At 51.6% G+C, this 23,788-nt stretch carries 23 protein-coding genes; 17 read left to right on the forward strand and 6 right to left on the reverse strand.

Annotation, left to right across the window (positions count from 1 at the left end; translation table 11 throughout):
• Positions 1-173 precede the first annotated feature (173 nt).
• Positions 174-1,187: a LacI family DNA-binding transcriptional regulator gene (locus LOZ86_RS00055; protein WP_039513868.1), complete on the reverse strand. Its 1,014-nt coding sequence runs from the start codon at positions 1,185-1,187 to the stop codon at positions 174-176.
• Between the two features lie 211 nt (positions 1,188-1,398).
• On the opposite strand from LOZ86_RS00055, the gene LOZ86_RS00060 reads away from it, so the two are divergent.
• The 5 genes from LOZ86_RS00060 to yidA all read left to right on the forward strand — a co-directional run bounded on the left by LOZ86_RS00060 (position 1,399) and on the right by yidA (position 6,165).
• Positions 1,399-1,704 (forward strand): PTS sugar transporter subunit IIB, encoded by a 306-nt coding sequence (locus LOZ86_RS00060; RefSeq protein WP_039485150.1) that lies wholly within the window; start codon positions 1,399-1,401, stop codon positions 1,702-1,704.
• 16 nt (positions 1,705-1,720) lie between these two features.
• The gene (locus LOZ86_RS00065; RefSeq protein WP_230242743.1) at positions 1,721-3,034 is read left to right on the forward strand and encodes a PTS sugar transporter subunit IIC; all 1,314 of its coding nucleotides are present in this window, start codon (positions 1,721-1,723) and stop codon (positions 3,032-3,034) included.
• Positions 3,024-3,380 carry a PTS lactose/cellobiose transporter subunit IIA gene (locus tag LOZ86_RS00070; protein ID WP_039485158.1) on the forward strand — a complete coding sequence of 119 codons (357 nt, stop codon included), beginning with the start codon at positions 3,024-3,026 and terminating at the stop codon, positions 3,378-3,380. The genes LOZ86_RS00065 and LOZ86_RS00070 overlap by 11 nt, the downstream gene beginning before the upstream one ends.
• A gap of 159 nt (positions 3,381-3,539) precedes the next feature.
• A complete protein-coding gene (locus tag LOZ86_RS00075; protein ID WP_039485159.1) occupies positions 3,540-4,982 on the forward strand; it encodes a 6-phospho-beta-glucosidase in 1,443 nt (480 codons plus the stop codon).
• Positions 4,983-5,349: 367 nt separating this feature from the next.
• Positions 5,350-6,165, forward strand: a complete 816-nt coding sequence (yidA, locus tag LOZ86_RS00080; RefSeq protein WP_010281188.1) for a sugar-phosphatase — start codon at positions 5,350-5,352, stop codon at positions 6,163-6,165.
• Positions 6,166-6,219: 54 nt separating this feature from the next.
• On the opposite strand, the gene LOZ86_RS00085 is transcribed toward yidA, so the two are convergent.
• A complete protein-coding gene (locus LOZ86_RS00085; RefSeq protein ID WP_039485332.1) occupies positions 6,220-6,822 on the reverse strand; it encodes a lytic polysaccharide monooxygenase in 603 nt (200 codons plus the stop codon).
• A 995-nt stretch (positions 6,823-7,817) separates the two neighbouring features.
• Positions 7,818-8,714 (reverse strand): LysR family transcriptional regulator, encoded by an 897-nt coding sequence (locus LOZ86_RS00090; protein WP_230242744.1) that lies wholly within the window; start codon positions 8,712-8,714, stop codon positions 7,818-7,820.
• Positions 8,715-8,856: 142 nt separating this feature from the next.
• On the opposite strand from LOZ86_RS00090, the gene LOZ86_RS00095 reads away from it, so the two are divergent.
• The 7 genes from LOZ86_RS00095 to LOZ86_RS00125 all read left to right on the forward strand — a co-directional run bounded on the left by LOZ86_RS00095 (position 8,857) and on the right by LOZ86_RS00125 (position 17,132).
• Positions 8,857-10,407: an ABC transporter substrate-binding protein gene (locus LOZ86_RS00095; protein WP_039485163.1), complete on the forward strand. Its 1,551-nt coding sequence runs from the start codon at positions 8,857-8,859 to the stop codon at positions 10,405-10,407.
• Positions 10,408-10,478: 71 nt separating this feature from the next.
• Positions 10,479-11,363 (forward strand): dihydrodipicolinate synthase family protein, encoded by an 885-nt coding sequence (locus LOZ86_RS00100; RefSeq protein WP_039485165.1) that lies wholly within the window; start codon positions 10,479-10,481, stop codon positions 11,361-11,363.
• A gap of 103 nt (positions 11,364-11,466) precedes the next feature.
• Positions 11,467-12,420, forward strand: coding sequence for a nucleoside hydrolase (locus tag LOZ86_RS00105; RefSeq protein ID WP_039485168.1), 954 nt, complete (start codon positions 11,467-11,469; stop codon positions 12,418-12,420).
• Position 12,421: 1 nt separating this feature from the next.
• Positions 12,422-13,411 carry a nucleoside hydrolase gene (locus LOZ86_RS00110; RefSeq protein WP_230242745.1) on the forward strand — a complete coding sequence of 330 codons (990 nt, stop codon included), beginning with the start codon at positions 12,422-12,424 and terminating at the stop codon, positions 13,409-13,411.
• Entirely contained in the window at positions 13,411-14,388 is a 978-nt protein-coding gene (locus LOZ86_RS00115; protein WP_010296900.1) for an ABC transporter permease, read from the forward strand. The genes LOZ86_RS00110 and LOZ86_RS00115 overlap by 1 nt, the downstream gene beginning before the upstream one ends.
• Positions 14,385-15,293, forward strand: a complete 909-nt coding sequence (locus LOZ86_RS00120; RefSeq protein WP_039485174.1) for an ABC transporter permease — start codon at positions 14,385-14,387, stop codon at positions 15,291-15,293. The genes LOZ86_RS00115 and LOZ86_RS00120 overlap by 4 nt, the downstream gene beginning before the upstream one ends.
• A 39-nt stretch (positions 15,294-15,332) precedes the next feature.
• The gene (locus LOZ86_RS00125; RefSeq protein WP_039485177.1) at positions 15,333-17,132 is read left to right on the forward strand and encodes an ABC transporter ATP-binding protein; all 1,800 of its coding nucleotides are present in this window, start codon (positions 15,333-15,335) and stop codon (positions 17,130-17,132) included.
• 36 nt (positions 17,133-17,168) lie between these two features.
• Here the strand turns inward: LOZ86_RS00125 and LOZ86_RS00130 are convergent, their stop codons facing one another.
• Together LOZ86_RS00130 and LOZ86_RS00135 are read right to left on the reverse strand one after the other, a co-directional pair.
• Positions 17,169-17,468, reverse strand: a complete 300-nt coding sequence (locus LOZ86_RS00130; protein WP_010281167.1) for a helix-turn-helix domain-containing protein — start codon at positions 17,466-17,468, stop codon at positions 17,169-17,171.
• Positions 17,455-17,826, reverse strand: coding sequence for a type II toxin-antitoxin system RelE/ParE family toxin (locus LOZ86_RS00135; protein WP_039485180.1), 372 nt, complete (start codon positions 17,824-17,826; stop codon positions 17,455-17,457). Before LOZ86_RS00135 ends, LOZ86_RS00130 begins: the two co-directional genes overlap by 14 nt.
• Before the next feature lie 337 nt (positions 17,827-18,163).
• Between LOZ86_RS00135 and dgoR the strand changes: the two genes are divergently transcribed.
• The 5 genes from dgoR to LOZ86_RS00160 all read left to right on the forward strand — a co-directional run bounded on the left by dgoR (position 18,164) and on the right by LOZ86_RS00160 (position 23,310).
• The gene (gene dgoR / locus LOZ86_RS00140) at positions 18,164-18,862 is read left to right on the forward strand and encodes a D-galactonate utilization transcriptional regulator DgoR (RefSeq protein ID WP_230243179.1); all 699 of its coding nucleotides are present in this window, start codon (positions 18,164-18,166) and stop codon (positions 18,860-18,862) included.
• Positions 18,859-19,755 carry a 2-dehydro-3-deoxygalactonokinase gene (locus tag LOZ86_RS00145; RefSeq protein ID WP_039485185.1) on the forward strand — a complete coding sequence of 299 codons (897 nt, stop codon included), beginning with the start codon at positions 18,859-18,861 and terminating at the stop codon, positions 19,753-19,755. Before dgoR ends, LOZ86_RS00145 begins: the two co-directional genes overlap by 4 nt.
• Positions 19,739-20,356 carry a 2-dehydro-3-deoxy-6-phosphogalactonate aldolase gene (locus LOZ86_RS00150; protein ID WP_111778603.1) on the forward strand — a complete coding sequence of 206 codons (618 nt, stop codon included), beginning with the start codon at positions 19,739-19,741 and terminating at the stop codon, positions 20,354-20,356. The genes LOZ86_RS00145 and LOZ86_RS00150 overlap by 17 nt, the downstream gene beginning before the upstream one ends.
• Entirely contained in the window at positions 20,353-21,501 is a 1,149-nt protein-coding gene (gene dgoD, locus LOZ86_RS00155; protein WP_005976723.1) for a galactonate dehydratase, read from the forward strand. Before LOZ86_RS00150 ends, dgoD begins: the two co-directional genes overlap by 4 nt.
• A gap of 519 nt (positions 21,502-22,020) precedes the next feature.
• Positions 22,021-23,310, forward strand: a complete 1,290-nt coding sequence (locus tag LOZ86_RS00160) for an MFS transporter (RefSeq protein ID WP_039485188.1) — start codon at positions 22,021-22,023, stop codon at positions 23,308-23,310.
• 108 nt (positions 23,311-23,418) lie between these two features.
• Here LOZ86_RS00160 and bhsA read toward each other — a convergent pair whose 3' ends face one another.
• Complete coding sequence (bhsA, locus tag LOZ86_RS00165) at positions 23,419-23,685, reverse strand: multiple stress resistance protein BhsA (protein ID WP_230242746.1); 267 nt, start codon at positions 23,683-23,685, stop codon at positions 23,419-23,421.
• Positions 23,686-23,788: the final 103 nt, after the last annotated feature.

Raw genomic sequence — 23,788 nt, forward strand, 5'->3', positions numbered from 1 at the left:
CCCTTGCGCGACTCGTCATTATTTGTGATGTAAGTCACAAATAAATTATCGGCGAGAAACAATATCTCTTTAGGTTGTTCACGAAAATGTCACAAATCAGCGAGGGGCATAAATCGGTATCGCTGTGAACGGACAGAACAGCGAGGCAGGACGCCTCATCGCGTGAGTGAGGATTAGGCGGCGGGGCCTTTGCTGACGGAATCGCGGATAATCAATTCGCCTTTGAAGGCTGGTGCAGGCGCGACGGTTTCACCCTCCAGTCGGCACAGCAGCTTCTCAAGGGTATAGCTGATCATCTTGGCGACGGGCACATGCACGGTAGTGAGGGGCGGGTAGAACCATGATGCCATCGGTAAATCATCAAACCCCAGCAGCGAGACATCCTGCGGAATCGCGAGGCCGTGTTCGCGCAGCGCTTTGGCTGCGCCAATCGCCATATCGTCATTGCTGGCGACGAGAGCGCTAAAGGTGGCAGACCGCTGAAGCAGGATTTTTGCCGCCGTATAGCCGCTGTCATGGGTCCAGTCACCTGGCGCAACCAGCCCCTCATTATAGGGAACCCCGTTTTCCTCCAGCGCCTGCCGGTAGCCCGCCAGTCGGCTTGTGCCGGTAGGGGAGTTCGCCGCTCCGCAGACAAACGCGATATCACGGTGGCCCTGTGCAATCAGGTAATTGACGGCATCATGGCAGTGCTGCTGGTGATCGGCGCAGATACCATTATCGCCGTGCTGATGCAGTGTGCGATTCACAACCATGATCGGCTGGTCGTGCTGTTCGATAATCTCTTCCAGTTCATTCGTAGAGAGAAAACGCGGATAGATAATGACGGCATCGCAGCGTAAATCGAGTAGGAACTGGATCGCTTCGCGCTCTTCTTCCGCGCTGTGCTTGCCATCCGCCATGATGAGCTGCCGCCCGTATTTTTCCGTCATGGTTGCCGTTTGGAACAGCAGTTCGCTGAAATAGGGGCCGCTGTACAGCGTGTTGGTCACAACCAAACCAATAATTTGCGATTTGCTCGTGGCGAGCTGGCGCGCCAGCAGATTGGGCCGATAGCCAATCTCTTCAATCGCCTGGAATACCCGATCCCGCGTGGTCTTACTGACGTAGTTATTCCCTGTCAGCACGCGTGATACGGTGGCTTTGGATACACCGGCTTTTTTCGCTACATCGAGCATGGTTACCATCGTACTTTCCCGTTCTCCTGTACTGCCTGATGTCGTCATTATAGGGATATTTCCTCTCTTTTTATCATCAATACAGAATAGGGGGATAAAAATATTCCCCGATTTCGCTATTTATGATCGTCTTCAAAAAATAGTAAAAACAATATGAGACCGGTTGCATATTATTTTGTGTCTTGCTTGAATAATAAAAAAACGGACGGTGAGGTGCAGTATGAATAAGATTTTACTCTGTTGCGCAGCAGGAATGTCTACCAGCATGCTGGTACAGCGGATGGAAAAGGTCGCCGAGAAAAATGCGATCGCTGTTGAGATAAAAGCCGTGGGTTTTGAAGAGTTTAATGAGCTGATTGATCAATATGATTGCTGTCTTTTGGGGCCGCAGATTAAGTATAAATTACCTGAATTCAAGGTGATAGCTGACGAGAAAGCGAAGCCGATCGCGGTCATTAATATGGTTGATTACGGCATGATGAATGGGGAGAAAGTCCTCAATGATGCCCTGGCGATGATCAATTAGTATAACGGGAGGAATAATGAGTAAATTAAGCGAGTCATTATTCAGCGTTATCGAAAACCGTATTAGCCCAATTGCGGCAAAGCTCTCTAGCCAGCGCCATGTTGTAGCAATTAAAGATGGCTTCATTGCCTCTATGCCGTTTTTAATTGTCGGTTCTTTTATGATGTTATTCGCTCACCCACCTTTTAGCCCGAATAGTGAATGGGCTTTTGCGCAGTGGTGGCTGGGGATGGTGGAACGCCACGGCGAACAAATCATGATGCCCTATAACATGACGATGGGCATTATGGCGGTGTATATCACCAGCGCCATCGCTTATAACCTGGCGCAGAGCTATAAAATGAACGGTTTTATGGCGGCCAGTCTGTCGCTGATGTCCTTCATGGTGGTGGCCGCTCCGCAAATCGACAAAAGCCTGCCGGTCGGGTCGCTGGGCGGCGAGGGGATTTTCACTGCGATTATCGTGGCGATCTATTCGACGGAGCTGATGCATTTCTTGCAGAAGCGCAATATTGGTATTCGCCTGCCTGAACAGGTGCCGCCGAAAATTCGCCAGTCTTTCGATCTGCTGATCCCGATTCTTGCCATCTTCCTGACGCTTTTCCCGCTTAGCCTGTTTATGCAGAGCCAATTCGGCATGCTGTTACCGCAGGCAATCATGGCCGTCTTCGCGCCGATTATCTCGGCATCCGACTCGCTCCCCGCCATCCTGATCGCGGCGCTGCTCTGCCATCTGCTGTGGTTTGCCGGGATTCACGGCGCGGTTATCGTCGGCGGCATTTTGCAGGCGTTCTGGCTGACCAACTTAGGGATCAATCAGGAAGCATTTAACGCGGGCGCACCGATCACCAAAATCTTTATTGAACCCTTCTGGCAGTTCTTCATTACGGTGGGCGGCTCGGGAGCGACCATGGGGCTGGTCTTCCTCTATCTGCGCAGCCGTTCTGCTCACCTGCGCGCTATCGGCAAGCTGGCCGTGGTGCCAAGCATGTTCAACATCAACGAACCGGTGATTTTTGGTTCACCTATCGTGATGAACCCGCTGATGTTTATTCCGTTTATTACCGCGCCGTTGGTGAACGCCACCCTTGCCTATATCGCGTTAAAAACCGATTTGGTGCACCGCGTGATTTCTCTCGCACCCTGGACAACGCCGGGCCCGATTGGCGCAGCCTGGTCTACGGGGTGGGACTGGCGTGCGGTGGTGCTGGTGGGGGTACTGATTGTCGTCTCGTCCTTAATCTATTACCCCTTCTTCAAAATGTATGAACGTCAGCTGATCGCACAAGAAGTGGGGACAGCAGAGGAGGCAGTGAGTGATGCGCGATGAAACCATGCTTGATGAAACGACGGTAATGGAACTGATTATCTATGCGGGAGAAGCGCGCTCCAGCTCGATGGAAGCGCTGAGCGCCGCCAGAAAATACGACTGGGACAAGGCTGAGGAACTGCTGAACACCGCTTCCGTTGCCGCGCGCAAAGCCCATCAAATCCAGACGGCCTTGATTGGTGCCGATGAGGGCAGCGGGAAAATCCCGGTCAACCTGATTCTGGTTCACGCGCAAGATCACCTGATGAACGCGATGCTATGCCGTGAACTGGTGGAGGAGCTGATTCAACTGCATCGGGAAATCTCCGCCCTTAAAAAGTCAGTTAATGAAATCGTTTGTAAGTGAACAATACATATACCCTAAATAATTCGAGTTGCGTGAAGGCGGCAAGCGAGCGAATCCCCAGGAGCTTACACAAGTAAGTGACTGGGGTGAGTGAGAGCAGCCAACGCACAAGCAGCTTGAAGTATGACGGGTATGAACCTGAAATGAGAAGGAAATAACATGTCTGTTCAACAATTACCGAAAGACTTTCTGTGGGGCGGCGCGGTAGCGGCGCATCAAGTTGAAGGTGGTTGGGATCAAGGCGGCAAAGGCGTCAGCATTTGCGATGTCCTGTCCGGCGGTGCCCACGGCGTTGACCGTGTGATTACCGATGGCGTACAGCCTGGTGTCAGTTATCCAAACCATCAGGCGGTGGAGTTCTACTCCCACTATAAGCAGGATATCGCCCTGTTCGCCGAAATGGGCTTCAAATGCTTCCGCACCTCGATTGCCTGGACGCGTATTTTCCCCAATGGCGATGAGCTGGAGCCGAATGAAGCAGGCCTGCAATTCTATGACGACCTGTTTGATGAGCTGCTGAAATACAATATTGAACCAGTGATTACGCTGTCTCACTTTGAAATGCCGCATCATCTGGTTAAGCAATACGGCGGCTGGCTGAACCGTAAAGTGGTGGATTTCTTTGTTCGCTATAGCGAAGTGGTCATGAAGCGTTACCAGTCCAAAGTGAAATACTGGATGACCTTCAATGAGATCAACAACCAGCGTAACTGGCAGTATCCGCTGTTTGGCTACTGCTGTTCCGGCGTGATTTTTACCGATCACGACAAGCCAGAGCAGGCGATGTACCAAACGCTGCACCACCAGTTTGTCGCCAGTGCGAAAGTGGTGAAGCTGGGTCATGAGATTAACCCGAACTTCAAAATTGGCTGCATGCTGGCGCTGGTGCCGATCTATCCGTGGTCGTGCCATCCGGATGACGTGATGTTTGCACAGGAAGCGATGCGTGAGCGTCATCTGTTCGGTGACGTGCAGCTGCGCGGCTACTACCCGTCTTACATTCTGAAAGAGTGGGCGCGCAAAGGCTATCAGATTAATATGGAGCCGGAAGATGAACAGACGCTGCGCGCAGGCTGCACGGACTATCTGGGCTTCAGCTACTACATGAGCAGCGCGGTACAGCTGTCGGCGAAAGGCCAGAAAAAAGAAGATGCGATTACGGGTTTTGACGGCGGCGTGAAAAACCCGCATGTGAAGGCATCGGAATGGGGCTGGCAGATTGACCCGGTTGGCCTGCGCTATACGCTGAACAGCTTCTACGAGCGTTATCAGAAACCGATGTTCATCGTCGAAAACGGCTTTGGCGCGGTAGACAAAGTGGAAGCTGACGGCAGCATTAACGATGATTATCGCATCGAATATCTCAAAGCGCATATCGATCAGATGAAGAAAGCTGTCGTCGAAGACGGCGTGGAGTTGATGGGTTATACCCCGTGGGGCTGCATCGACTGCGTGTCCTTCACCACGGGTCAGTACAACAAACGCTACGGTTTCATCCACGTGGATAAACACGATGATGGCACTGGCACGTTCAAGCGCTCGAAGAAAAAGAGCTTTGACTGGTACAAGCAGGTGATCTCCAGCAACGGCGCTGAGCTATAACGGCTATATTTCAAACCTATCTGTAGAACGGAAACGGGATTAACGGAATAGAAGAGTAAAGCGTTTGCGCCATGGACAAAAACGTTAGGAACGTTTTTGAACGTCGCTTGCGACGGCCCTGCAAGGGTGAATCTCAGGGATGAGATTCATATCTGCGCAATCCGAGCTTACAGGGACGTACTTGCAGCGTCTTTACGATCTATCCGTTACTCCCGCTCTACGGACTTTGTCAGCAATCTCAGCCGTGCTTAACCGCACGGCTTTTTACGTTGTGTGTCATACGCCTGTCACCCTGCCGTATTTCACTAACGACTTCATCGCTGAATCGCGTTAGCATGAAAACAGATAACTTGATGCTGGAAAAATTATGTCTGTAAAACTGATCGCTATTGATATGGACGGGACGTTACTGACGCCCCAAAATCAAATTTCACCTGCGGTAAAAGCCGCGATTGCTGCTGCCAGAGAGAAAGGTGTGCAGGTGGTGCTGGCTACCGGTCGCCCCTACATCGGCGTTGAGCGCTACCTGATGGAGCTGGATTTGCAGCAGGAAGGCTGTTATTGCATCACCAATAACGGTGCGCTGGTGCAGCGTACGGTCAATGGTGACTGTGTGGCGCAAACGGCGCTGAGCTTTGACGATTATCTCTACTTCGAAGCGCTGGCCTGCAAACTGGGTGTCCATTTCCACGCGCTGGACTTCAATTTCGTCTATACCGCCAATAAAGACATCAGCCCTTACACCATTCATGAATCTCACCTGACCGGGATGCCGTTGAAGTATCGCGCGGTAGAAGAAATGGATCGCAGCCTGACGTTCCCGAAAGTGATGATGATTGATGAGCCAGAGATATTGGATCGCGCCATCAGTCAACTTCCACCGGAAGCCTTTGAACGCTACACCATCATGAAAAGCGCCGAATACTATCTGGAAATTTTGGATAAGCGCGTCAACAAAGGTGAAGGCGTGAAGATGTTGGCGGAGCACCTCGGCATTCCACGCGAAAGCGTCATGACACTGGGCGACCAGCAGAACGATCTGGCGATGATTCGCTATGCGGGTATCGGCGTCGCGATGGGCAATGCCATCGACGAAGTGAAAGAAGCCAGCCAGTTCGTCACCAAAACCAACATGGAAGACGGCGTTGCTTATGCGATCGAGAAATTTGTGCTGAATGCCTGATTAGAGAGAGCAAATAAAAATAGCCATCATTGATGGCTATTTTTACGGATTAAGTTACTTAATGTTTGCATCAATAACTTGATAGAAGGCATTACCTGTGTCTGCAATGTTCCAAACGGCTAAAATAATATAATAGCCCGACTTAACATTAGGAACTACACACTCCACGTTTACTGTACTGGTGGGTACTTTTCCGCTATCACTTCTTTCGCAGAATGCTGTCAAATTAAGTTGCTCTCTGGATAATGGTTGATTAGGGTTCCAATTTTCTTTAGTAATATAGAATTTCCACGATTCTGTAGAATGAGGGGCAGTCAAATTCCAGGTAAATGTCTGTTTTCCAGTGTTAATATCAATATGGCGCCAGCGCGTTGCGCTCTGCGCGTTTAATTCATTAAAACTTAATTTTCCTCCACTGGCAATTTCACCATCCTTAGGACCAGCGCTAGGGAACCCTTTAGATCCTTCTACAGATTGTGGTTCATATTGAACTCCACCGCAATTTTTGTTCAAATTCCCGCCCCCTGCCGAGCATAAAAAAGCTCTACTTGGAGGATTATTAACAAACCCATGACGGGGACTGATATTTTCTGCATAAGCAGATGACATCATTAATAGTGCACCTGAAATAATACTGGTATGTAATAACTTTTTCATGAGACACCTATTTATTGAGATAGCTAGATAATATTTATACTCATCATTTTCCAGGTTCGCATTTGTGCTGACAGATTTGTCACTCACTCGGCTCAGCTTACCTTACCTGGGTAAGCTAATCGGTATTCCATATCTTGCCGCCTTCCTGAAACTAAAATTATGTAGAGCATAGTAAGTTAACGAATTAGAATGATTCATCATATTGGTTACTCATGGGCAATTGCTGGTTTTAATTTTAGCCTGATATAATTTATTTTTTTTTGAACTCCCGAATGTGATTTTTATATCCGTTTTTTTATTAAAGATGTTGTGGGTAAATTTGTCAATTGTAAAGTTAAATTTTAAAAGTGGTGATTAAATTAGTAATTATCTATATATTTTCCGTAATGAATATTAATTAATAAAAAATATATATTTTCAATAAATGCATCGATAAGCTTTTATGCAAGAAGCTGAGCGTTTTTCAGACAAGGTGATTAATGCGAGTTATTTACGTCAGGTTCTTGAACTTAATGCATTGAATTAAAATAGGATATTGGCATCGTTGAAAGCCATTTCGGTGATCTTTTCTTTGAGATTTGGTCATGCTCATAAGTGATCAGAAATACGCGATGGTAGTCACGGCAGAGAGATTTTTCATGGCCTTCAAGGTTCTGAGCATGGTGATAAACCGAAGTATACCCTTCACACTGCACGTGTGTTGGCTGTATTATCAGGTTCTTCTATGAGCCACGCCTCGTTGGGACTGCTGTAAGCAGTGTTTAAGGTAGACTTGTCAACTGCTTTAATAAATTACCTGAGTAATATTATCGGAATTCCCTTTCTCCGCCCTCCTACAACTTGAATTATTTAGGATATAGATGAAGCAGAATAGCTATCAACGGTGGCTATTTTTATTTAAAAAAATAATTTTGATATTTATTTTTTATAAATCTATTTCTTGATAGTCATTGTTTAATAAATATATTAATGAAAATAACAGCTTTGGCTGAAAATTATTTTAATTCTAGACTACTTACTATTTTTCCTTTCATCACCTGAGTGATGTGATTAACTACCTGGCTGCGGGGAATTTGGGGTGGGTAAACTGCGCAATACGCCATTTTTATATCAGGGTTGAAAGGTTTAACGATGACGGGGGACGGGCTGTTCAAGGCGGTAATGAAATCCACCACGCCGATACCGACGTTTCTTGAAGCCAGCACGCAGCAGTTAGCCATTGAGGTTTCGATGGGGTTATGCAAATAGATCTGTCCTTTTCTGGTGGCGATATCGATCTGCGCCCGCAGTGGAGTAGTCCTTCCCGGCAAAATAGCGCGCGTACCGGCCAGGTCGGCAAGTGTAATTTCATCCGCCGTGGCAAGAGGGTGATCCACCGCTAACACCGCGACAGCACTGGCATCCGCCAGTGGTTCAGCTTCCAGCCCTTTGATGCCCGGTTGGCCAAAAATAAAACCAACATCATACTGATTTTCAGCAATCGCATTCGTAATATGGCTGCTGCTTTCGATGTCTAAAAACAGGGAAAGATCGGGGTATTTCTTGAGTAAAGTAGGGATAACCTGATCTGAACAAAGAAACGAGAGCGCCTGAACGGCGGCGATGCGCAGCACGCTGCCCTTGGCGTGGCGAATTTCATCCGCGATCATCCCGATGTGATCCAACCCCAGATAAAGACGCTCGACTTCGCGATACAGCTTCATCGCCTCCGCGCGCGGAATCAGGCCGCGCCCGTCCCTATCGAAAAGCTTAAGATTCAGTGCGTCTTCAAAGTCCTTAATCAGTCGGCTAACCGCAGGCTGGGTGATGTACATCATGTTGGCGGCAGCGGTGATGCCTCCGGTGAGGATGACTTTATGAAAGGCTTCAACCTGGCGGGGATTGATACGCATGCTCGTCACCTTAAAACATAACATTTGGTTATCAATTTAACACAAAATGCAATTTTTCATTATCCAATCTAGCGCATAGACTCACAATCATAAGATTTAATACACTTCATCAGTACTCAATCATGGAATAGAGGATTAGTGAATGAAGAAATCGACTCTGGCGTTATTGTTTACCGTTTTATTTTCATCTTCACCTTTGGCTTATAGCGCGGACCTGAATATCGGTTTGGCTTCCTCCACCACATCAATGGATCCGCAGTTTTATGTGAGTGGGGCGAATAGCGCAATGGCGCGCAATATTTTTGACGGTTTGGTTGTACAGGATGAAAAACAGCAGATTGCACCTGCCCTGGCAACTAGTTGGAAAGTGATTGACGACAAGACGTGGGAGTTTGTATTGCGTCCAGGCGTCAAGTTTCACGACGGCAGTGATTTTACGGCTAAAGATGTGATTGCCAGCATTAAGCGTGTTGCGCTGGCATCGAAAAACAGCCCTAGCTCTTACGCACCTTACGTCAGCGACATTGCTGAAGTAATAGAAGTGAATCCATTAACGGTGCGGATTAAGACAAAAGAGGCTTCGCCACTGCTGCTGAATAATTTAAGTCGGATTTCCATTTTACCGGCCCGACTTGAGAACGTCCCGACGGAAACGTTGAATTCAGGAAAAGATGTGATTGGTACAGGGCCATTCAAATTTGTTTCCTGGGTGCCGGACGACCGGGTAGTCCTTGTTAGAAATGACGATTACTGGGGAGGAAAAGCAGAGTGGGACAACGTTACTGTCCGTGTATTTAAAAACAGTAGTGCACGTGTAGCAGCAGTATTATCCGGTGATGTGGACATGATCGAAAACGTTCCAACAGCCGACAGCAGTAATATTGAAAAAAATCAGCAGTTAAAAACGATTTCAACACCAGGGAATCGTGTTATTTACCTTCACATGGACCAGCAGCGAGATGAATCACCGTTCGCCAAAGGTCCTGATGGTAAAAACCCATTACTAAAAAAAGAAGTACGCCAGGCGATGTCTTTAGCTATTAATCGTCAGGCAATCGTCGACCGTGTGATGGAGGGGCAGGCTGTTGTTGCCTCTCAGCTTGTACCGAAGGGGTATCTCGGGTATTCCGCTTCCATTCCTGCGCCGGTTTATAATCCGGAGAAAGCCAAACAGGAACTGGCAGCGGCGGGTTACCCCGACGGCTTCACGCTGACCTTCCACGCGTCGAACGATCGTTATCCTAATGATTCTAAAATTGCTCAGGCCATTGGCCAAATGTTCACACGTGCCGGTATCAAAACCGAGGTTGTTACGATGCCCGGCAGTGTGTACTTCTCACGTGCGTCCCGTCTCGAATTCAGTTTGATTATGGGTGGGGCCGCGATTGAAACTGGGGAAGCTTCTGGAGTATTGGGGCCATTGTTAGAAACCTTTGGCCCCAATGCAGGACAGGGTAATCGTGGTCGCTATTCCAATCCTGTCTTTGATAAAAAGCTGAACGAAGCACGTGTCACGCTGGATGAAACCAAACGTGGTGCGCTGCTGGCTGAGGCGATGAACATTGGCATGAACGATCTGGGTGTGATTCCGGTGATGTTCCTGTCCAACACCTGGGCGATGAAAAAGCAGTATACCTACGTGGGCCGTTCCGATGCCTACACGCTGCCGTACTTCGTCCGTTCTGCCAAATAGTCACCTGTCATTTATGATTCAAGTAAGGGGTGAGTATTCACCCCTTATCTATCCGTAACAAGGAGAGCGGAGTGAATACATTTAGCGGTGTTTTTCCCTATCTGGTGTCACCCGTCAGGCCCGATGGTCAGGTTGATAAGCCCGTTCTGGCGCAGCTCACTGAACATCTGATTCAATGTGGTGTACATGGCGTCGTGCCGTTAGGCAGCACCGGTGAATTTGCCTATCTCTCTGCGGCCCAACGTCTGGATGTCGTCAAAACAGTGATCGAAACGACGGCGGGCCGTGTGCCGGTCATCGCTGGTGTCGCGTCGACAACGATTCAGGATGCCGTTGAGCAAACGAAACGTTACGTCGAACTGGGTGCGGATGGCATTCTTGCGGTACTGGAAGCCTATTTCCCCCTGAAAGACGAAGGCGTCGAACAATATTTCCGCGCCATTGCTGAAGCCGCACGGGGTAAACCTGTGGTGCTCTACACCAATCCTCAGTTCCAGCGCTCCGATTTGAGTTTGCCCGTCATCGAACGCCTAAGCCATGTTAGTAACATCCGCTATATCAAAGACGCCTCGACCAATACCGGGCGCTTGCTTTCCATCATCGAACGTACCCGTGGCCGCATGGACGTCTTCTCCGCGTCCGCCCATATTCCCGCTTGCGTCATGCTGATTGGCGGCGTGGGTTGGATGGCTGGCCCGGCGTGTATCGTTCCCAAGCAGAGTATTGCTTTGTACGAAGCCGCCCGCGCGGGTGACTGGAACAGAGCAATGGAGCTTCAGCGTCCGCTGTGGCGCATCAATGAAATCTTTGCCCGTTATTCTATTGCCGGCTGTATTAAAGCGGCGCTGCAATTGCAGGGATTTGCGGTAGGCGATCCGTTGCCGCCTCAGCAACCGTTGGATGAAAAGGCGCGTAAGGAGATCGCTGACGTTTTGGCGTCTGTCGATTCCCTCTAACGCAAAATACATTTTGTTATTTTTCACGCTGTAGAGGTGTGGGTCTTTCTGCACCTTGATGTTCGGTAGTACCTATTAAAAAGAGAAAAGGAATCATCGAAGGATGAGCGCTTTACCTATTATTATTGATTGTGATCCGGGGATAGATGACGCGATTGCGTTATTAAGTGCATTTGTGTCACCAGAGTTGGATATTCGCGGTATTTGCGCGGTGTGTGGTAACCAGCCTGTGGAAAAAACGGTGCGTAATGCGCTGCAAATTGTTGAGCTGGGTCAGCGCACTGATATTCCCGTTTTCGCTGGCTGTCATCGGCCGCTGTTGCGTGATCCTATTCATGGCCAGTTCCACGGAGAAAGTGGGCTGGGCCAGACGGTGCTGCCTGCGCCGCAAAAACAGGCCGACGCACAGCATGCGGTGAGTTTTATTATTGCGCAGTGTAAGCAGGCGATCGCTGATGGCACGCCGATCACGCTCTGTACGTTAGGGCCGTTAACCAACGTGGCGATGGCGCTGCGCATGTCTCCTGACATTGTCGACGGTATTGCACGCATCGTGATGATGGGCGGCGCGTACCGCGAAGCGGGCAACCGCAGCCTGACCTCTGAATTCAATATGATCGCCGATCCGCAGGCGGCCAAGGTCGTGTTCGACTCGTCGATTGCCATCGTCGCGCTACCGCTGGACGTCACGCATCAGGTGATTTTAACGCCGGAATTAGTGGCACGTTTCATTGCGCTATCCGGGCGTATTTCCGGCCCATTGGGTGAAATGATGGCGTTTTGGGATCGTAATGACATCCGTCGCTATGGCTCACGCGGCGGCCCGCTACACGATCCGCTGGTCATCGCCTGGGTGCTGGCGCCGCATTGCTTCACGACGGAAAAAGCCAGCGTTTACATTGAGCAGGAAAGCGAGCTGTGCATGGGGCAGACCGTTGCTGACTGGTACGGCAAAACCGATCGGCAGCCGAATGTGGATGTGGTGACGGGCGTTGATGCCAAACAGGTTGTTGAGCTGTTTGCTGACTTACTGAGCCGCTACGGAGAGGGTGTCTGACATGGTTCGAGAGCGCATTATTATTGATACCGATCCCGGCGTTGACGATGCGATAGCCATCTGGCTGGCATTGGCTTCACCTGAACTGGACGTACTTGGGATTACCGTTGTGGCAGGCAATGTACCGCTTGCCGCCACGCTGCCGAATGCGTGCAACGTGGTGGGTGTGACGGGCAGAACCGATGTGCCGATTTTTGCTGGCGCTTCGCGCCCACTCCTCCGCGATCAGGTGTTCGGTAAGTACGTCCATATCGGCAAGTTCACCTCTGAGTGGGTGCCAGAAAGCACGCTGTCGCCGGAAGAGGAACACGCCGTCGATTTTTTGGTGCGGATGACGCGTCAGGCGGCGGCCGACAATAACCCGATCACCATTTGTTCACTCGGGCCACTGACGAATCTGGCGTTGGCGCTGTGTTTCCACCCTGATGTCGCACGTGGCATTAAACAGATTGTGTCCATGAGCTGTGCCTTTACCGCAATGGGGAATCGCGTACCGTGGGCGGATTTTAACGTCTATGCCGATCCGCATGCGGCGGAAATCGTTTTTTCTTCCGGCGTTCCCATTGTCATCATGCCGCTGGATGTGACCTTTCAGGCGCTGATTCAGACGGAACAAGTTGATGATATCGCACGCAGCGGCGGTGCGCCGGGTAAGGCGATGGCCGCGCTGCTGCGTATGTTTGACCGTAGTGAGGTGGAGCGCTTTGGCCGTGAAGGTGGACCGATTCATGATGCGACCGTCATTGCGTGGCTGTTGAAACCTGAGCTGTTCAAGTCAAAACGTGCTCACCTAGGGGTAGAAGTTTCCGGTAAGACTGCGGGTTACGCGTTCGCCGATTTTTATCACAAACTGAGCGAGCCGGAGAATGCGCTGATCATGCGGGAAATCGACGAACAAGGATTCCTCGGGCTGATTGCCGATCGCCTGCGTCGCTATGGCTCTGAAGCAATCAATGATGTTAAAGCAATCAATGGATCTGAGGAGCGCTGATGGTCGCCTACCTGCTGAGCCGAATCGGACAAACGCTGCTGACGCTGGCTGTGATGTCGGTGCTGGTGTTTGTAGGTGTCTATCTGGTCGGTAATCCGGTCGATATGCTGTTGAGTGCGACGGCCACGCCAGCGGAACGGCTGGCGGTGATTCAGTCCTTTGGTCTGGATAAGCCCGTCTGGGAACAGTACGGGCTGTTTGTCTGGAACGCCTTGCAGGGCGACATGGGCAACTCGTTTATCTTTAACCAACCCGCGCTGACGCTCATTTTTCAGCGCATGCCAGCCACGCTCGAACTGGCGATGGTGGCGTTCGTGATGGCGCTGGTTGTCGGTATTCCGCTGGGGATTTACGCTGGCCTGAAGCCAGACAGCGCGGTGTCCAAATCCATCATGACCTTTTCCATCCTCGGCTTTAGCCTGCCCACGTTCTGGATTGGGCTGGTGATGATCATGCTGTTCAGCGTGAAGCTCGGCTGGCTGCCGTCCTCTGGCCGGGGCGATACCCACGAGCTCTTCGGTATTCCATTCAGTTTTCTGACCCGCGATGGTCTCGAACACCTGCTTTTACCCGCGTTTAACCTCGCGCTGTTTAAAATTTCGCTGGTTATCCGTCTGATGCGTGCGGGCGTGATGGAGTGTCTGCAACAGGATTATGTGCAGTTTGCCCGCGCGAAAGGGCTGTCGGAAACCCGCATCGTGCTGGTTCATGTGCTGCGCAACACGCTGATTCCACTGATTACCGTGCTAGGGCTGGAACTGGGGTCGCTGATCGCATTCGCCGTGGTCACGGAAACCATTTATGCCTGGCCGGGCATGGGCAAGCTGATTATCGACTCGATTGCCGTGCTCGACCGCCCGGTTATCCTGGCTTATCTGATGATTACCGTCGTGATGTTTAGCGTGATTAACCTGCTGGTCGATTTGCTGTATGTGCTGGTCGATCCGCGTGTGCGGCTGGGAGGAGACAAGGGATGACGGGGAATACGATACACCAGCCCGCTGCGGTGCAAAAAACCACACATCCGGTGATGCGCGTCATCGTGGCGCTGATTAACGATAGGCTGGCGCTGTGTGGGCTGATCATGCTGGCGATTTTTGTGCTGCTGGCACTGCTTGCTCCGCTTCTTTCGCCGCAGAATCCCTACGATTTGATGCAGCTCGACATCATGGATGGCCGGCTCGCACCGGGTGCGCAGAGCATGGCGGGCATGATGTATTGGCTGGGGACGGACGATCAGGGGCGCGACCTGTTCAGCGCGATTCTGTACGGCACCCGCATCAGCCTGATAGTGGGCTTCTCCAGTGCGGTACTCGCGCTGCTGATTGGTGCCTCGCTGGGGCTGATTAGTGCCTACGTTGGTGGAAAAACGGATGCCACGATTATGCGCATCGTCGATATCCAGCTTAGTTTCCCCCCCATCCTGATTGCGTTGATCCTGCTGGCGGTGCTGGGGCAAGGGGTCGATAAGATCATCATGGCGCTGGTGGTGACCCAGTGGGCTTACTACGCGCGCACGATTCGCGGTTCAGCGCTAGTGGAACGTCGCCGCAGCTACGTGGATGCGGCGCGCAGCATGGCGTTGTCCAACCGCCGTATCCTGTTTCGCCATATTTTACCGAACTGTCTGGCACCGCTAATCGTGGTGGCAACGATGCGCATCGCCTATGCCATCATGCTGGAAGCCACGCTTTCGTTTTTGGGGATCGGGCTGCCAGTGACGGAACCGTCACTGGGGCTGCTGATCTCAAACGGTTTTGAATACCTGATGTCGGGCGACTACTGGATCAGCTTCTTCCCAGGGTTAACGCTGTTGCTGCTGATTGTGGCGATCAATCTGGTCGGGGATGCGCTGCGCGACATCCTCAACCCGCGGAATTAATCTGTGGGAACGCCCATAGGAATAAGGGGTAACGAACGCATGACAGTGCCGATTATGTCCGTTTCGCATCTGACCACCGCCTTTCAGGTGAACGGCGAGTGGATGAACGTGGTGCGGGATTTGTCCTTCACGATTGGCGAGAAAGAGACGGTCGCCGTGGTGGGGGAATCTGGTTCAGGGAAAAGCGTGATGGCGAAATCCATCATGCGCTTACTGCCACCTGGCCAAAGCCGGGTTGAAGGTCAGATTCATTTCGGCGACACCGAGCTGCTGTCGCTCCCCAGCAAAGCGATGCAGGATGTGCGCGGCAACCGCATTGGCATGATTTTTCAGGAGCCGATGACCAGCTTGAATCCGGTTTTGCCGATTGGCTACCAGATTACAGAAGTGCTGCGTCGCCATCGCGGCATGGGGAAAGCTGAAGCGCGTGCCGAAGCGGTGCGCCTGCTGGAAAAAGTCCGCATTCCGGCGGCAAAATCACGGCTGAACGAATACCCGCAGAGCTTCTCCGGTGGTATGCGCCAGCGCGTGGTGATCGCGATTGCGCTGGCCTGCCACCCGAAACTGCTGATTGCCGATGAACCGACGACGGCGCTGGACGTCACGATTCAGGCGCAAATTCTGACGCTGATAAAAACCCTTCAGGAAGAAGAAGGGATGTCGGTACTGTTTATCACCCACGACATGGGCGTGGTGGCGGAAGTGTCCGACCGCACGCTGGTGATGTATCAGGGCGAAATGGTGGAAAACGCCGTCACGCGGGAGATCTTCCACCATCCGCAACAGCCCTATACCCGCATGCTGCTGTCTGCCGTGCCTAAACTCGGATCGATGTCCGGCAGCGCGTGGCCGCAGCGCTTCCCGCTGGTCGACCTCAAGACGGGCGAGCGCCAGCCAGTGCCGGAGGCGGTGAATACCGTATCGGGCGAGGAGCCGGTGCTGACGGTAAAAAATCTGGTTACTCGATTTGATATCCGATCAGGATTTTTCCGTCGGCTGTCGGGGCGCGTTCACGCGGTGGAGAATGTCTCGTTCGATCTCTGGCCGGGAGAAACACTCGCACTGGTCGGGGAGTCGGGCTGCGGTAAATCCACTACCGGTCGGTCGATTATTCGCCTCAACGACGCCGTCAGCGGCGATATTCAACTGCTGGGAAAAAATATCCTGACGGCGGATAAGCGTGAGCTGACGGATTCGCGGCGGCAGATTCAGATGGTGTTTCAGGATCCGTATGAAAGCCTTAACCCGCGCATGCGGATAGGGGAAGCTATCGCTGAACCGATGCTGCTGCACGGTCTGGCGACCCGACAGGATGTTAATGCAAGAGTGAGCGCGCTGCTGGAACAGGTGGGGTTATCCGGCGATATGGCCTCACGTTTCCCGCATCAGTTCTCCGGCGGGCAGCGGCAGCGCGTCTGCATTGCCCGCGCACTGGCGCTGGAGCCGAAAGTGATTATTGCCGATGAATCGGTGTCGGCGCTGGATGTGTCCGTCAAGGCGCAGGTGATCAACCTGATGCTGGATCTTCAGCAGAAGCTGGGGCTGTCATTCCTGTTTATCTCGCACGATATGGCGGTGGTCGAGCGTATCAGCCACCGCGTTGCGGTGATGTATCTTGGTGAAATCGTGGAGATCGGGCCACGTTCGGCGATTTTCGACAATCCGCAGCATGATTACACCCGACGTCTGATTTCTGCGGTACCCGTGCCTGACCCGGACACCCGTCCGGTGCGTAATATCACCAATGATGAATTGCGCAGCCCGGTACGCGCTCCCGATTTCCACCCTCCCGCACGTCGCTATAATCAAGTCGGAGAGGGGCATTTCGTTCTGGAGTGAACGAATCGCGTTTACTGAAAATCCAGAACGACTTAATTACAAAGTAAGCGCGATACGCTTGCCATCAGGCAAGGTCACATCTAGCGTAAGCTTGCCGCCTAGGGCGGTGACATAGCGTTTCAGCGTTGATAGTTTTGGGTCATTCTCTACCTTCTCCATCTTAACAATGGATGGCTGCTTGACGCCCAATGCTAGCGCAAGCTGAGTTTGCGACATGTTCAGCTCTTCGCGTAGTTTCGCTAAAGTGATTTCCTGACGGATCTCAGCCGTGCGCGCTTCAATGCGGGCGCGGCTCTCCGGTGAACGTTTAGCCATCATTTCTTTAAGCGTTGCCATCTTCTTTTACCTCCGGTGATATCAGATGCGATGTAAACTCAGCGTCTGCGATCTTAATCATACGTTCGTAGAACAACTTTTCATCTTCGCCTTTCTTATCTCCCGCACATAAAATAATCGCCTTACGTGTCCGGTCAAACGCGAAGAATGTTCGAAATGGGTGGCCGCCAACCTGAACCCGAAGCTCCTTCATGTTTTTGTATTTTGAGCCTTTAATCTGATCAACTTGTGGTCGTCCTAGCTGTGGGCCATCCTCTTCGAGTATAGCGAGGTGTGCCAAAATCTCTTCCTGTACCGCTTCGGTTTGTTCATCAAACCAAGTATCGAATAGCGCCCGTGTGACTATTTCCCATGCCAATCTGTAAAACCTCCATGTCCTACACGCTGTAAATACATTATAACCCACAGGCTATATTGACAAGCAAACCTTGTTAACAATAATGGAGCCGCCTTCCAACTTCGCACATCCCAATCCCTCTGGATGTTGAAATCTGGTAACGCACGATGTTGCTAAATTGTATTGATTGTCCGTTTTGTGATCCACATTGTAGTACAGCATATATAAATGGTACTACAATCAAGCCAAGAAAAGAGGGAAGGATGCGGTTATTGTGCAACAGTTCGACGACGTCAGGCGGCATGGCGGGTAAAGTAAGTGCAGTGATATCAATCCGTTTTGTCTCGTTGAGGTGATGATGAATAAGCAGGAATTAAGCAAAACCGACCGCATCATTCTGGATATTGGCCAACAGATCGTTGGCGGTAAATACGCGCCGGGTACGCCGTTACCCACAGAAGCTGAGCTATGTGAAGAATTTCAGACCTCGCGCAACATCATTCGCGAAGTGTTCAGAGCGCTGATGGCGAAAAGGCTGGTGGAAGTGAAGCGGTATCGCGGCGCGTTTGTGGCCGCGCGTAACCAGTGGAATTACCTGGATACCGACGTTCTGCAATGGGTTCTGGCAAGCGACTACGACCCACGTCTGATCAGCGCGATGAGCGAGGTGCGTAATCTGGTGGAGCCGACGATTGCCCGCTGGGCTGCCGAACGGGCGACTTCAAGCGAGCTGGCAGTGATTGAAGCGGCGCTGAACGACATGATTTCCAACCATCAGAATCGCGACGCATTTAATGAAGCGGATATTCGCTTCCATGAGTCGGTATTGGCGGCGGTGCACAACCCGGTGCTACAGCAGTTGAGCGTCGCGATCAGTTCGTTGCAGCGTGCGGTGTTTGAGCGCACCTATATGCCGGACGAAGACAACATGCCACGGACATTGCGTGAGCATCAGGATCTCTACGATGCCATTCGGCATCAGGATATTGAAGCAGCAGAGCGGGCGGCGTTAACCATGATCGCCAGCTCGACCAAACGGTTAAAGGACATTACATGAGTGAAAGCTATATCGCCATTGACTGGGGTTCGACCAATCTGCGGGCGTGGCTGTATCTGGACGGCGTCTGTATCGACAGCGTGAAGTCTGAAGCGGGCGTCACACGTTTGAACGGTCAGACGCCGCAGCAGGTTTTTCAGCAGATCGTTGCGCCGTGGCAGCAGCACAACGTGCCTGTCGTGATGGCGGGTATGATTGGCAGCAATGCGGGCTGGCTTTCCGTGCCGTATCTGTCATGTCCGACTCGCCTGACCGATGTCGCCCACCGTCTAACGCGTGTGGAAGAAGCCCAGCCGCTGGCCGCCTGGATCGTGCCGGGGTTGAGTATCGCGCAGGACGATAACTGCAATGTGATTCGCGGTGAAGAAACCCAGCTGATTGGCGCGTATAGCGAATGTCCTTCCTCTCTTTATTTGATGCCGGGAACCCACTCGAAATGGGTGCGGGCCGATGACAGCAACGTGCTGGATTTCCGCACGGTGATGACCGGTGAACTGCACCACCTGCTGATGACACAGTCGCTAATTGGCGTGGGGCTGACCGAACAGCAGCTGTCCCCCGATGCTTTCCAGCAAGGGCTGGAACTGGGCTTTACCGATGACAACATTATCCGCTGCCTGTTTGAAACCCGCGCGGCGCATGTGTTGGGGCGTCTGGAGAAAAGTGCCGTGAGCGACTGGCTGTCCGGGCTGCTGATTGGTAACGAAGTCTCACAAATGCAGCGCCACTATCAGGTAGTGGCGGGAGAAAGCATCACACTCATCGGCTCCCCTGCGCTGACCGCGCGCTACGAAAAAGCATTACAACAAGCTGGATTGCGCTGGCAGCAGCTGGATGGCGATCGGGCTTTTCAGGCAGGAATAAGGAGCATTGTTAATGAGCTGGAATACTAATCTTCCCTTGATTGCGATTCTGCGCGGTATCACACCGGATGAGGTGCTGGAGCATGTCGCGGCGCTGCTGGATGCCGGATTCGATGCGGTAGAGATCCCGCTGAATTCGCCGAATCCGTATGAAAGTATTCAACTGGCGGTAGAGCATTTTGGCGATCGCGCCCTGATTGGCGCAGGTACGGTACTAAAAGCCAAATATGTCGACAAATTGCAGGAAATTGGCAGCAAGTTAGTCGTTACGCCTAACATTTCACCTGAGGTGATTCGCCGGGCGGTGGGTTACGGCATGACGGTGTGCCCAGGCTGTGCCACCGCGACAGAAGCCTTTGCGGCGCTGGATGCGGGTGCGCAATCGCTGAAAATTTTCCCGTCATCCGCGTTTGGGCCGGACTACATCAAGGCGCTGAAAGCGGTATTGCCAAAAGACGTTCCCGTCTTTGCCGTCGGTGGTGTCACGCCCGAAAACCTGAAGGATTACCTTAGTGCGGGCTGCGTCGGTGCCGGGTTAGGCAGCGATCTGTATCGAGCCGATCAGTCGGTTGACGTCACTGCGCAAAAAGCACATGCATTTGTTAACGCCTATAAGGACGCTGTTCAATGAAAATTACCAAAATCACCACGTACCGGCTGCCGCCACGCTGGATGTTCCTGAAGATTGAAACCGATGAAGGCATTGTTGGCTGGGGCGAGCCAGTTATCGAAGGCCGTGCACGTACGGTTGAAGCTGCCGTTCATGAGTTGTCTGACTATTTGATCGGGCAAGACCCAGCGCGCATCAACGATATCTGGCAGGTGCTTTACCGCGCGGGCTTCTACCGCGGCGGCCCGATCCTGATGAGTGCGATCGCGGGTATCGATCAGGCGTTGTGGGACATCAAAGGCAAGGCGCTGGGTGTACCGGTTTATCAGTTACTGGGCGGACTGGTGCGCGATAAGATCAAAGCGTACAGCTGGGTGGGCGGCGATCGTCCTTCCGAAGTGATCGCAGGCATCAAGAAGCTGACCGAGATTGGCTTCGATACCTTCAAGCTGAACGGCTGTGAAGAGATGGGCATCATTGATAACTCGCGCAAAGTGGATGCAGCGGTGGCCGTGGTCGCGGAAATTCGCGAAGCCTTTGGCAACAGCATCGAGTTCGGTCTGGATTTCCACGGTCGTGTGGATGCGCCGATGGCGAAAATCCTGATCAAAGAGCTGGAACCGTACCGTCCGCTGTTTATTGAAGAGCCCGTGCTGGCTGAACAGGCGGAATACTATCCTCGTCTGGCGGCGCAAACCCACCTGCCGATTGCGGCGGGCGAGCGTATGTTCTCACGCTTTGATTTCAAACGCGTGCTGGCAGACGGCGGACTGGCTATTATTCAGCCTGACCTGTCTCACGCAGGTGGTATTACCGAATGCTTTAAAATTGCCGCCATGGCGGAAGCCTATGATGTCGCGTTGGCACCACATTGTCCATTAGGCCCAATTGCATTGGCTTCCTGTTTGCACCTCGACTTTGTGGCACGTAATGCCGTATTGCAGGAGCAAAGTATGGGCATCCATTATAATAAAGGTGCCGAGCTGTTGGATTATGTTATCAATAAAGAAGACTTTGCCATGACCGACGGCCATTTCTATCCGCTGAATAAACCTGGCCTCGGTGTGGAAATTAATGAAGAACTGGTTATTGAACGTAGTAAAAATGCGCCAGACTGGCGTAACCCGGTGTGGCGTTATCCTGATGGTGCCGTCGCCGAGTGGTAATACCCGTCATTCGTGTTGGTTTGCCTGCAACTCGAATTATTTAGGGTGTAACGAAAACAATAGGTTAGGTGTTGAATAACAAGTAATACATAACGCATTTCCCCGGCGCGACGGAATAGAACACGCATGGATTATCACGAAATACATTATTTCGTGAGGGATTACTGTTTTATTTTATTAGCGTCGGGGAAAGTAATCTTCCATTTATCATGAGTAAGCCACCACCGGGATTTTAAAAATAAAACGCCATGATCAATAAAGGAATGTATTGACTGTGTGCGGTTATTTATTTCATTAGAAAAAATAAAGCATACCAATTGCTGGTGTTGTTGATCGTTCAAAAATAGCGGGCAATAAATATATACCCTAAATAATTCGAGTTTCAGGAAGGTGGCAAGGGAAGGAGTCCCGATGAGCTTACTCAAGTAAGTGATTCGGGTGACTGAGCGAAGCCAAAGCACATGCAACTTGAAGTATGACGGTTATGACTGTCCGTTTAATAAATAACAGGAACATAAGATGGATATGACATTAACTACCCGTCCTACAAAACGGCGTTATTTCACCTTGCTGATGATTTTTATTACGGTCGTCATCTGCTATGTGGATCGCGCCAACCTGGCTGTGGCGTCGGCACATATTCAGGAAGAGTTCGGCATTACAAAAACACAAATGGGCTATATCTTTTCCGCGTTTGCCTGGACCTATACGTTATGCCAAATACCCGGCGGCTGGTTCCTTGACCGCGTCGGTTCAAAGGTCACTTATTTTATCGCCATCATGGGATGGTCGATTGCCACGTTGCTGCAAGGCTTCGCCACCGGTCTGGCGTCGTTAATTGGTTTGCGTGCGGTGACCGGGCTATTTGAAGCGCCTGCGTTTCCGACGAACAACCGTATGGTGACCAGCTGGTTCCCTGAGCAAGAACGTGCTTCTGCCGTTGGATTCTATACGTCAGGACAGTTCGTTGGTCTAGCATTCCTTACGCCATTGCTCATCTGGTTGCAGGAAATCCTGAGTTGGCACTGGGTATTCATCGTCACCGGCGGTGTCGGTATTGTGTGGGCAATTATCTGGCACTTTGTTTATCAGTCACCGAAGAAAAGCAAAGGGATCAATCAGGCTGAACTGGATTACATTGCCGAAGGCGGCGGAATCATCGATGGTGATGCCCCGACTGAGAAAAAAGCGCGTACGCCGTTAACGGCAGCCGACTGGAAACTGGTGTTTAACCGCAAACTGGTGGGTGTGTATATCGGGCAGTTTGCCGTGACCTCTACGCTGTGGTTCTTCCTGACGTGGTTCCCAAACTACCTGACGCAGGAAAAACAGATTAGCGCACTGACGGCAGGCTTTATGACGACGGTGCCTTTCCTGGCGGCGTTCGTTGGCGTGCTGCTGTCCGGCTTTGTGGCGGACCGTCTGGTGCGTAGCGGAAAATCGATCGGTCTGGCGCGTAAAACGCCGATTATCTGTGGCCTGTTGATTTCAACCTGCATCATGGGGGCGAACTACACCAACGATCCGGTATGGATTATGACGTTGATGGCAGTGGCGTTCTTTGGTAATGGCTTTGCCTCCATCACCTGGTCGCTGGTGTCGTCGCTGGCACCGATTCGCCTGATTGGTCTGACGGGCGGGGTGTTCAACTTTGTCGGCGGTCTGGGCGGTATCACGGTGCCATTGATTATTGGCTATCTGGCACAGGATTACGGTTTTGCTCCGGCACTGACCTATATTGCTGGCGTAGCGCTGGTTGGCGCACTGTCTTACATCTTACTGGTGGGCGAAGTGAAGCGTGTAGGCTAATGCTCGTCACTTGCGTGCGGTAGGGTTCTGACAAAAGCTATAACAAAACGGACTTTCCTCTTGGTTGAGGAAAGTCCGTTTAATTTTTTGATTGTCTTTTCGTGCGCATTATTTGTAGATAATGGCGGTGCCGCGCAGTTGGTTATCACCGGTGGCAGACGTAATGGTGAACGCGTTGGCACCGGCTTTCTCTGCTTTCTCTGCTTTCTGAGCCAGCTGCGCTTGCAGTGAATCCAGGCTGTGTGCGGTAGCGCTAACGACACCGACTTTTTCCAGACTCTGTGCCTGTTGTGAAGACACCTGATCGGCAGCGAAAGTGCCAAAAGACAGAGCAGACAGTACGGCAGCAGCGGCGAAGAGTTTTACGTTTTTCATGTGATGTATCCTGTTCAATGTTGTTTGGAGTGAAAGGTCATTTCCTTTCGATGAAGAGGATATTACGCCGATGCGGAGAGAAGGAAAAACGGAGTGTTTTGAG

This window comes from Pectobacterium parvum (assembly GCF_020971565.1).
GTDB classification, from domain to species: Bacteria; Pseudomonadota; Gammaproteobacteria; order Enterobacterales; family Enterobacteriaceae; genus Pectobacterium; species Pectobacterium polare.

What these genes read in the sequence shown, in the direction of transcription:
- LOZ86_RS00060 (WP_039485150.1), top strand. Translation starts at nt 1,399, where the DNA reads ATGAATAAGATTTTACTCTGTTGCGCAGCAGGAATGTCTACCAGCATG.
- LOZ86_RS00110 (WP_230242745.1), top strand. Translation starts at nt 12,422, where the DNA reads ATGGTTCGAGAGCGCATTATTATTGATACCGATCCCGGCGTTGACGAT.
- LOZ86_RS00055 (WP_039513868.1), bottom strand. Translation starts at nt 1,187, where the DNA reads ATGGTAACCATGCTCGATGTAGCGAAAAAAGCCGGTGTATCCAAAGCC.
- LOZ86_RS00105 (WP_039485168.1), top strand. Translation starts at nt 11,467, where the DNA reads ATGAGCGCTTTACCTATTATTATTGATTGTGATCCGGGGATAGATGAC.
- LOZ86_RS00115 (WP_010296900.1), top strand. Translation starts at nt 13,411, where the DNA reads ATGGTCGCCTACCTGCTGAGCCGAATCGGACAAACGCTGCTGACGCTG.
- dgoR (WP_230243179.1), top strand. Translation starts at nt 18,164, where the DNA reads ATGAATAAGCAGGAATTAAGCAAAACCGACCGCATCATTCTGGATATT.
- LOZ86_RS00130 (WP_010281167.1), bottom strand. Translation starts at nt 17,468, where the DNA reads ATGGCAACGCTTAAAGAAATGATGGCTAAACGTTCACCGGAGAGCCGC.
- LOZ86_RS00075 (WP_039485159.1), top strand. Translation starts at nt 3,540, where the DNA reads ATGTCTGTTCAACAATTACCGAAAGACTTTCTGTGGGGCGGCGCGGTA.
- bhsA (WP_230242746.1), bottom strand. Translation starts at nt 23,685, where the DNA reads ATGAAAAACGTAAAACTCTTCGCCGCTGCTGCCGTACTGTCTGCTCTG.
- LOZ86_RS00085 (WP_039485332.1), bottom strand. Translation starts at nt 6,822, where the DNA reads ATGAAAAAGTTATTACATACCAGTATTATTTCAGGTGCACTATTAATG.
- LOZ86_RS00145 (WP_039485185.1), top strand. Translation starts at nt 18,859, where the DNA reads ATGAGTGAAAGCTATATCGCCATTGACTGGGGTTCGACCAATCTGCGG.
- LOZ86_RS00095 (WP_039485163.1), top strand. Translation starts at nt 8,857, where the DNA reads ATGAAGAAATCGACTCTGGCGTTATTGTTTACCGTTTTATTTTCATCT.
- LOZ86_RS00125 (WP_039485177.1), top strand. Translation starts at nt 15,333, where the DNA reads ATGACAGTGCCGATTATGTCCGTTTCGCATCTGACCACCGCCTTTCAG.
- dgoD (WP_005976723.1), top strand. Translation starts at nt 20,353, where the DNA reads ATGAAAATTACCAAAATCACCACGTACCGGCTGCCGCCACGCTGGATG.
- LOZ86_RS00160 (WP_039485188.1), top strand. Translation starts at nt 22,021, where the DNA reads ATGGATATGACATTAACTACCCGTCCTACAAAACGGCGTTATTTCACC.
- LOZ86_RS00090 (WP_230242744.1), bottom strand. Translation starts at nt 8,714, where the DNA reads ATGCGTATCAATCCCCGCCAGGTTGAAGCCTTTCATAAAGTCATCCTC.
- LOZ86_RS00065 (WP_230242743.1), top strand. Translation starts at nt 1,721, where the DNA reads ATGAGTAAATTAAGCGAGTCATTATTCAGCGTTATCGAAAACCGTATT.
- LOZ86_RS00150 (WP_111778603.1), top strand. Translation starts at nt 19,739, where the DNA reads ATGAGCTGGAATACTAATCTTCCCTTGATTGCGATTCTGCGCGGTATC.
- LOZ86_RS00070 (WP_039485158.1), top strand. Translation starts at nt 3,024, where the DNA reads ATGCGCGATGAAACCATGCTTGATGAAACGACGGTAATGGAACTGATT.
- LOZ86_RS00120 (WP_039485174.1), top strand. Translation starts at nt 14,385, where the DNA reads ATGACGGGGAATACGATACACCAGCCCGCTGCGGTGCAAAAAACCACA.
- yidA (WP_010281188.1), top strand. Translation starts at nt 5,350, where the DNA reads ATGTCTGTAAAACTGATCGCTATTGATATGGACGGGACGTTACTGACG.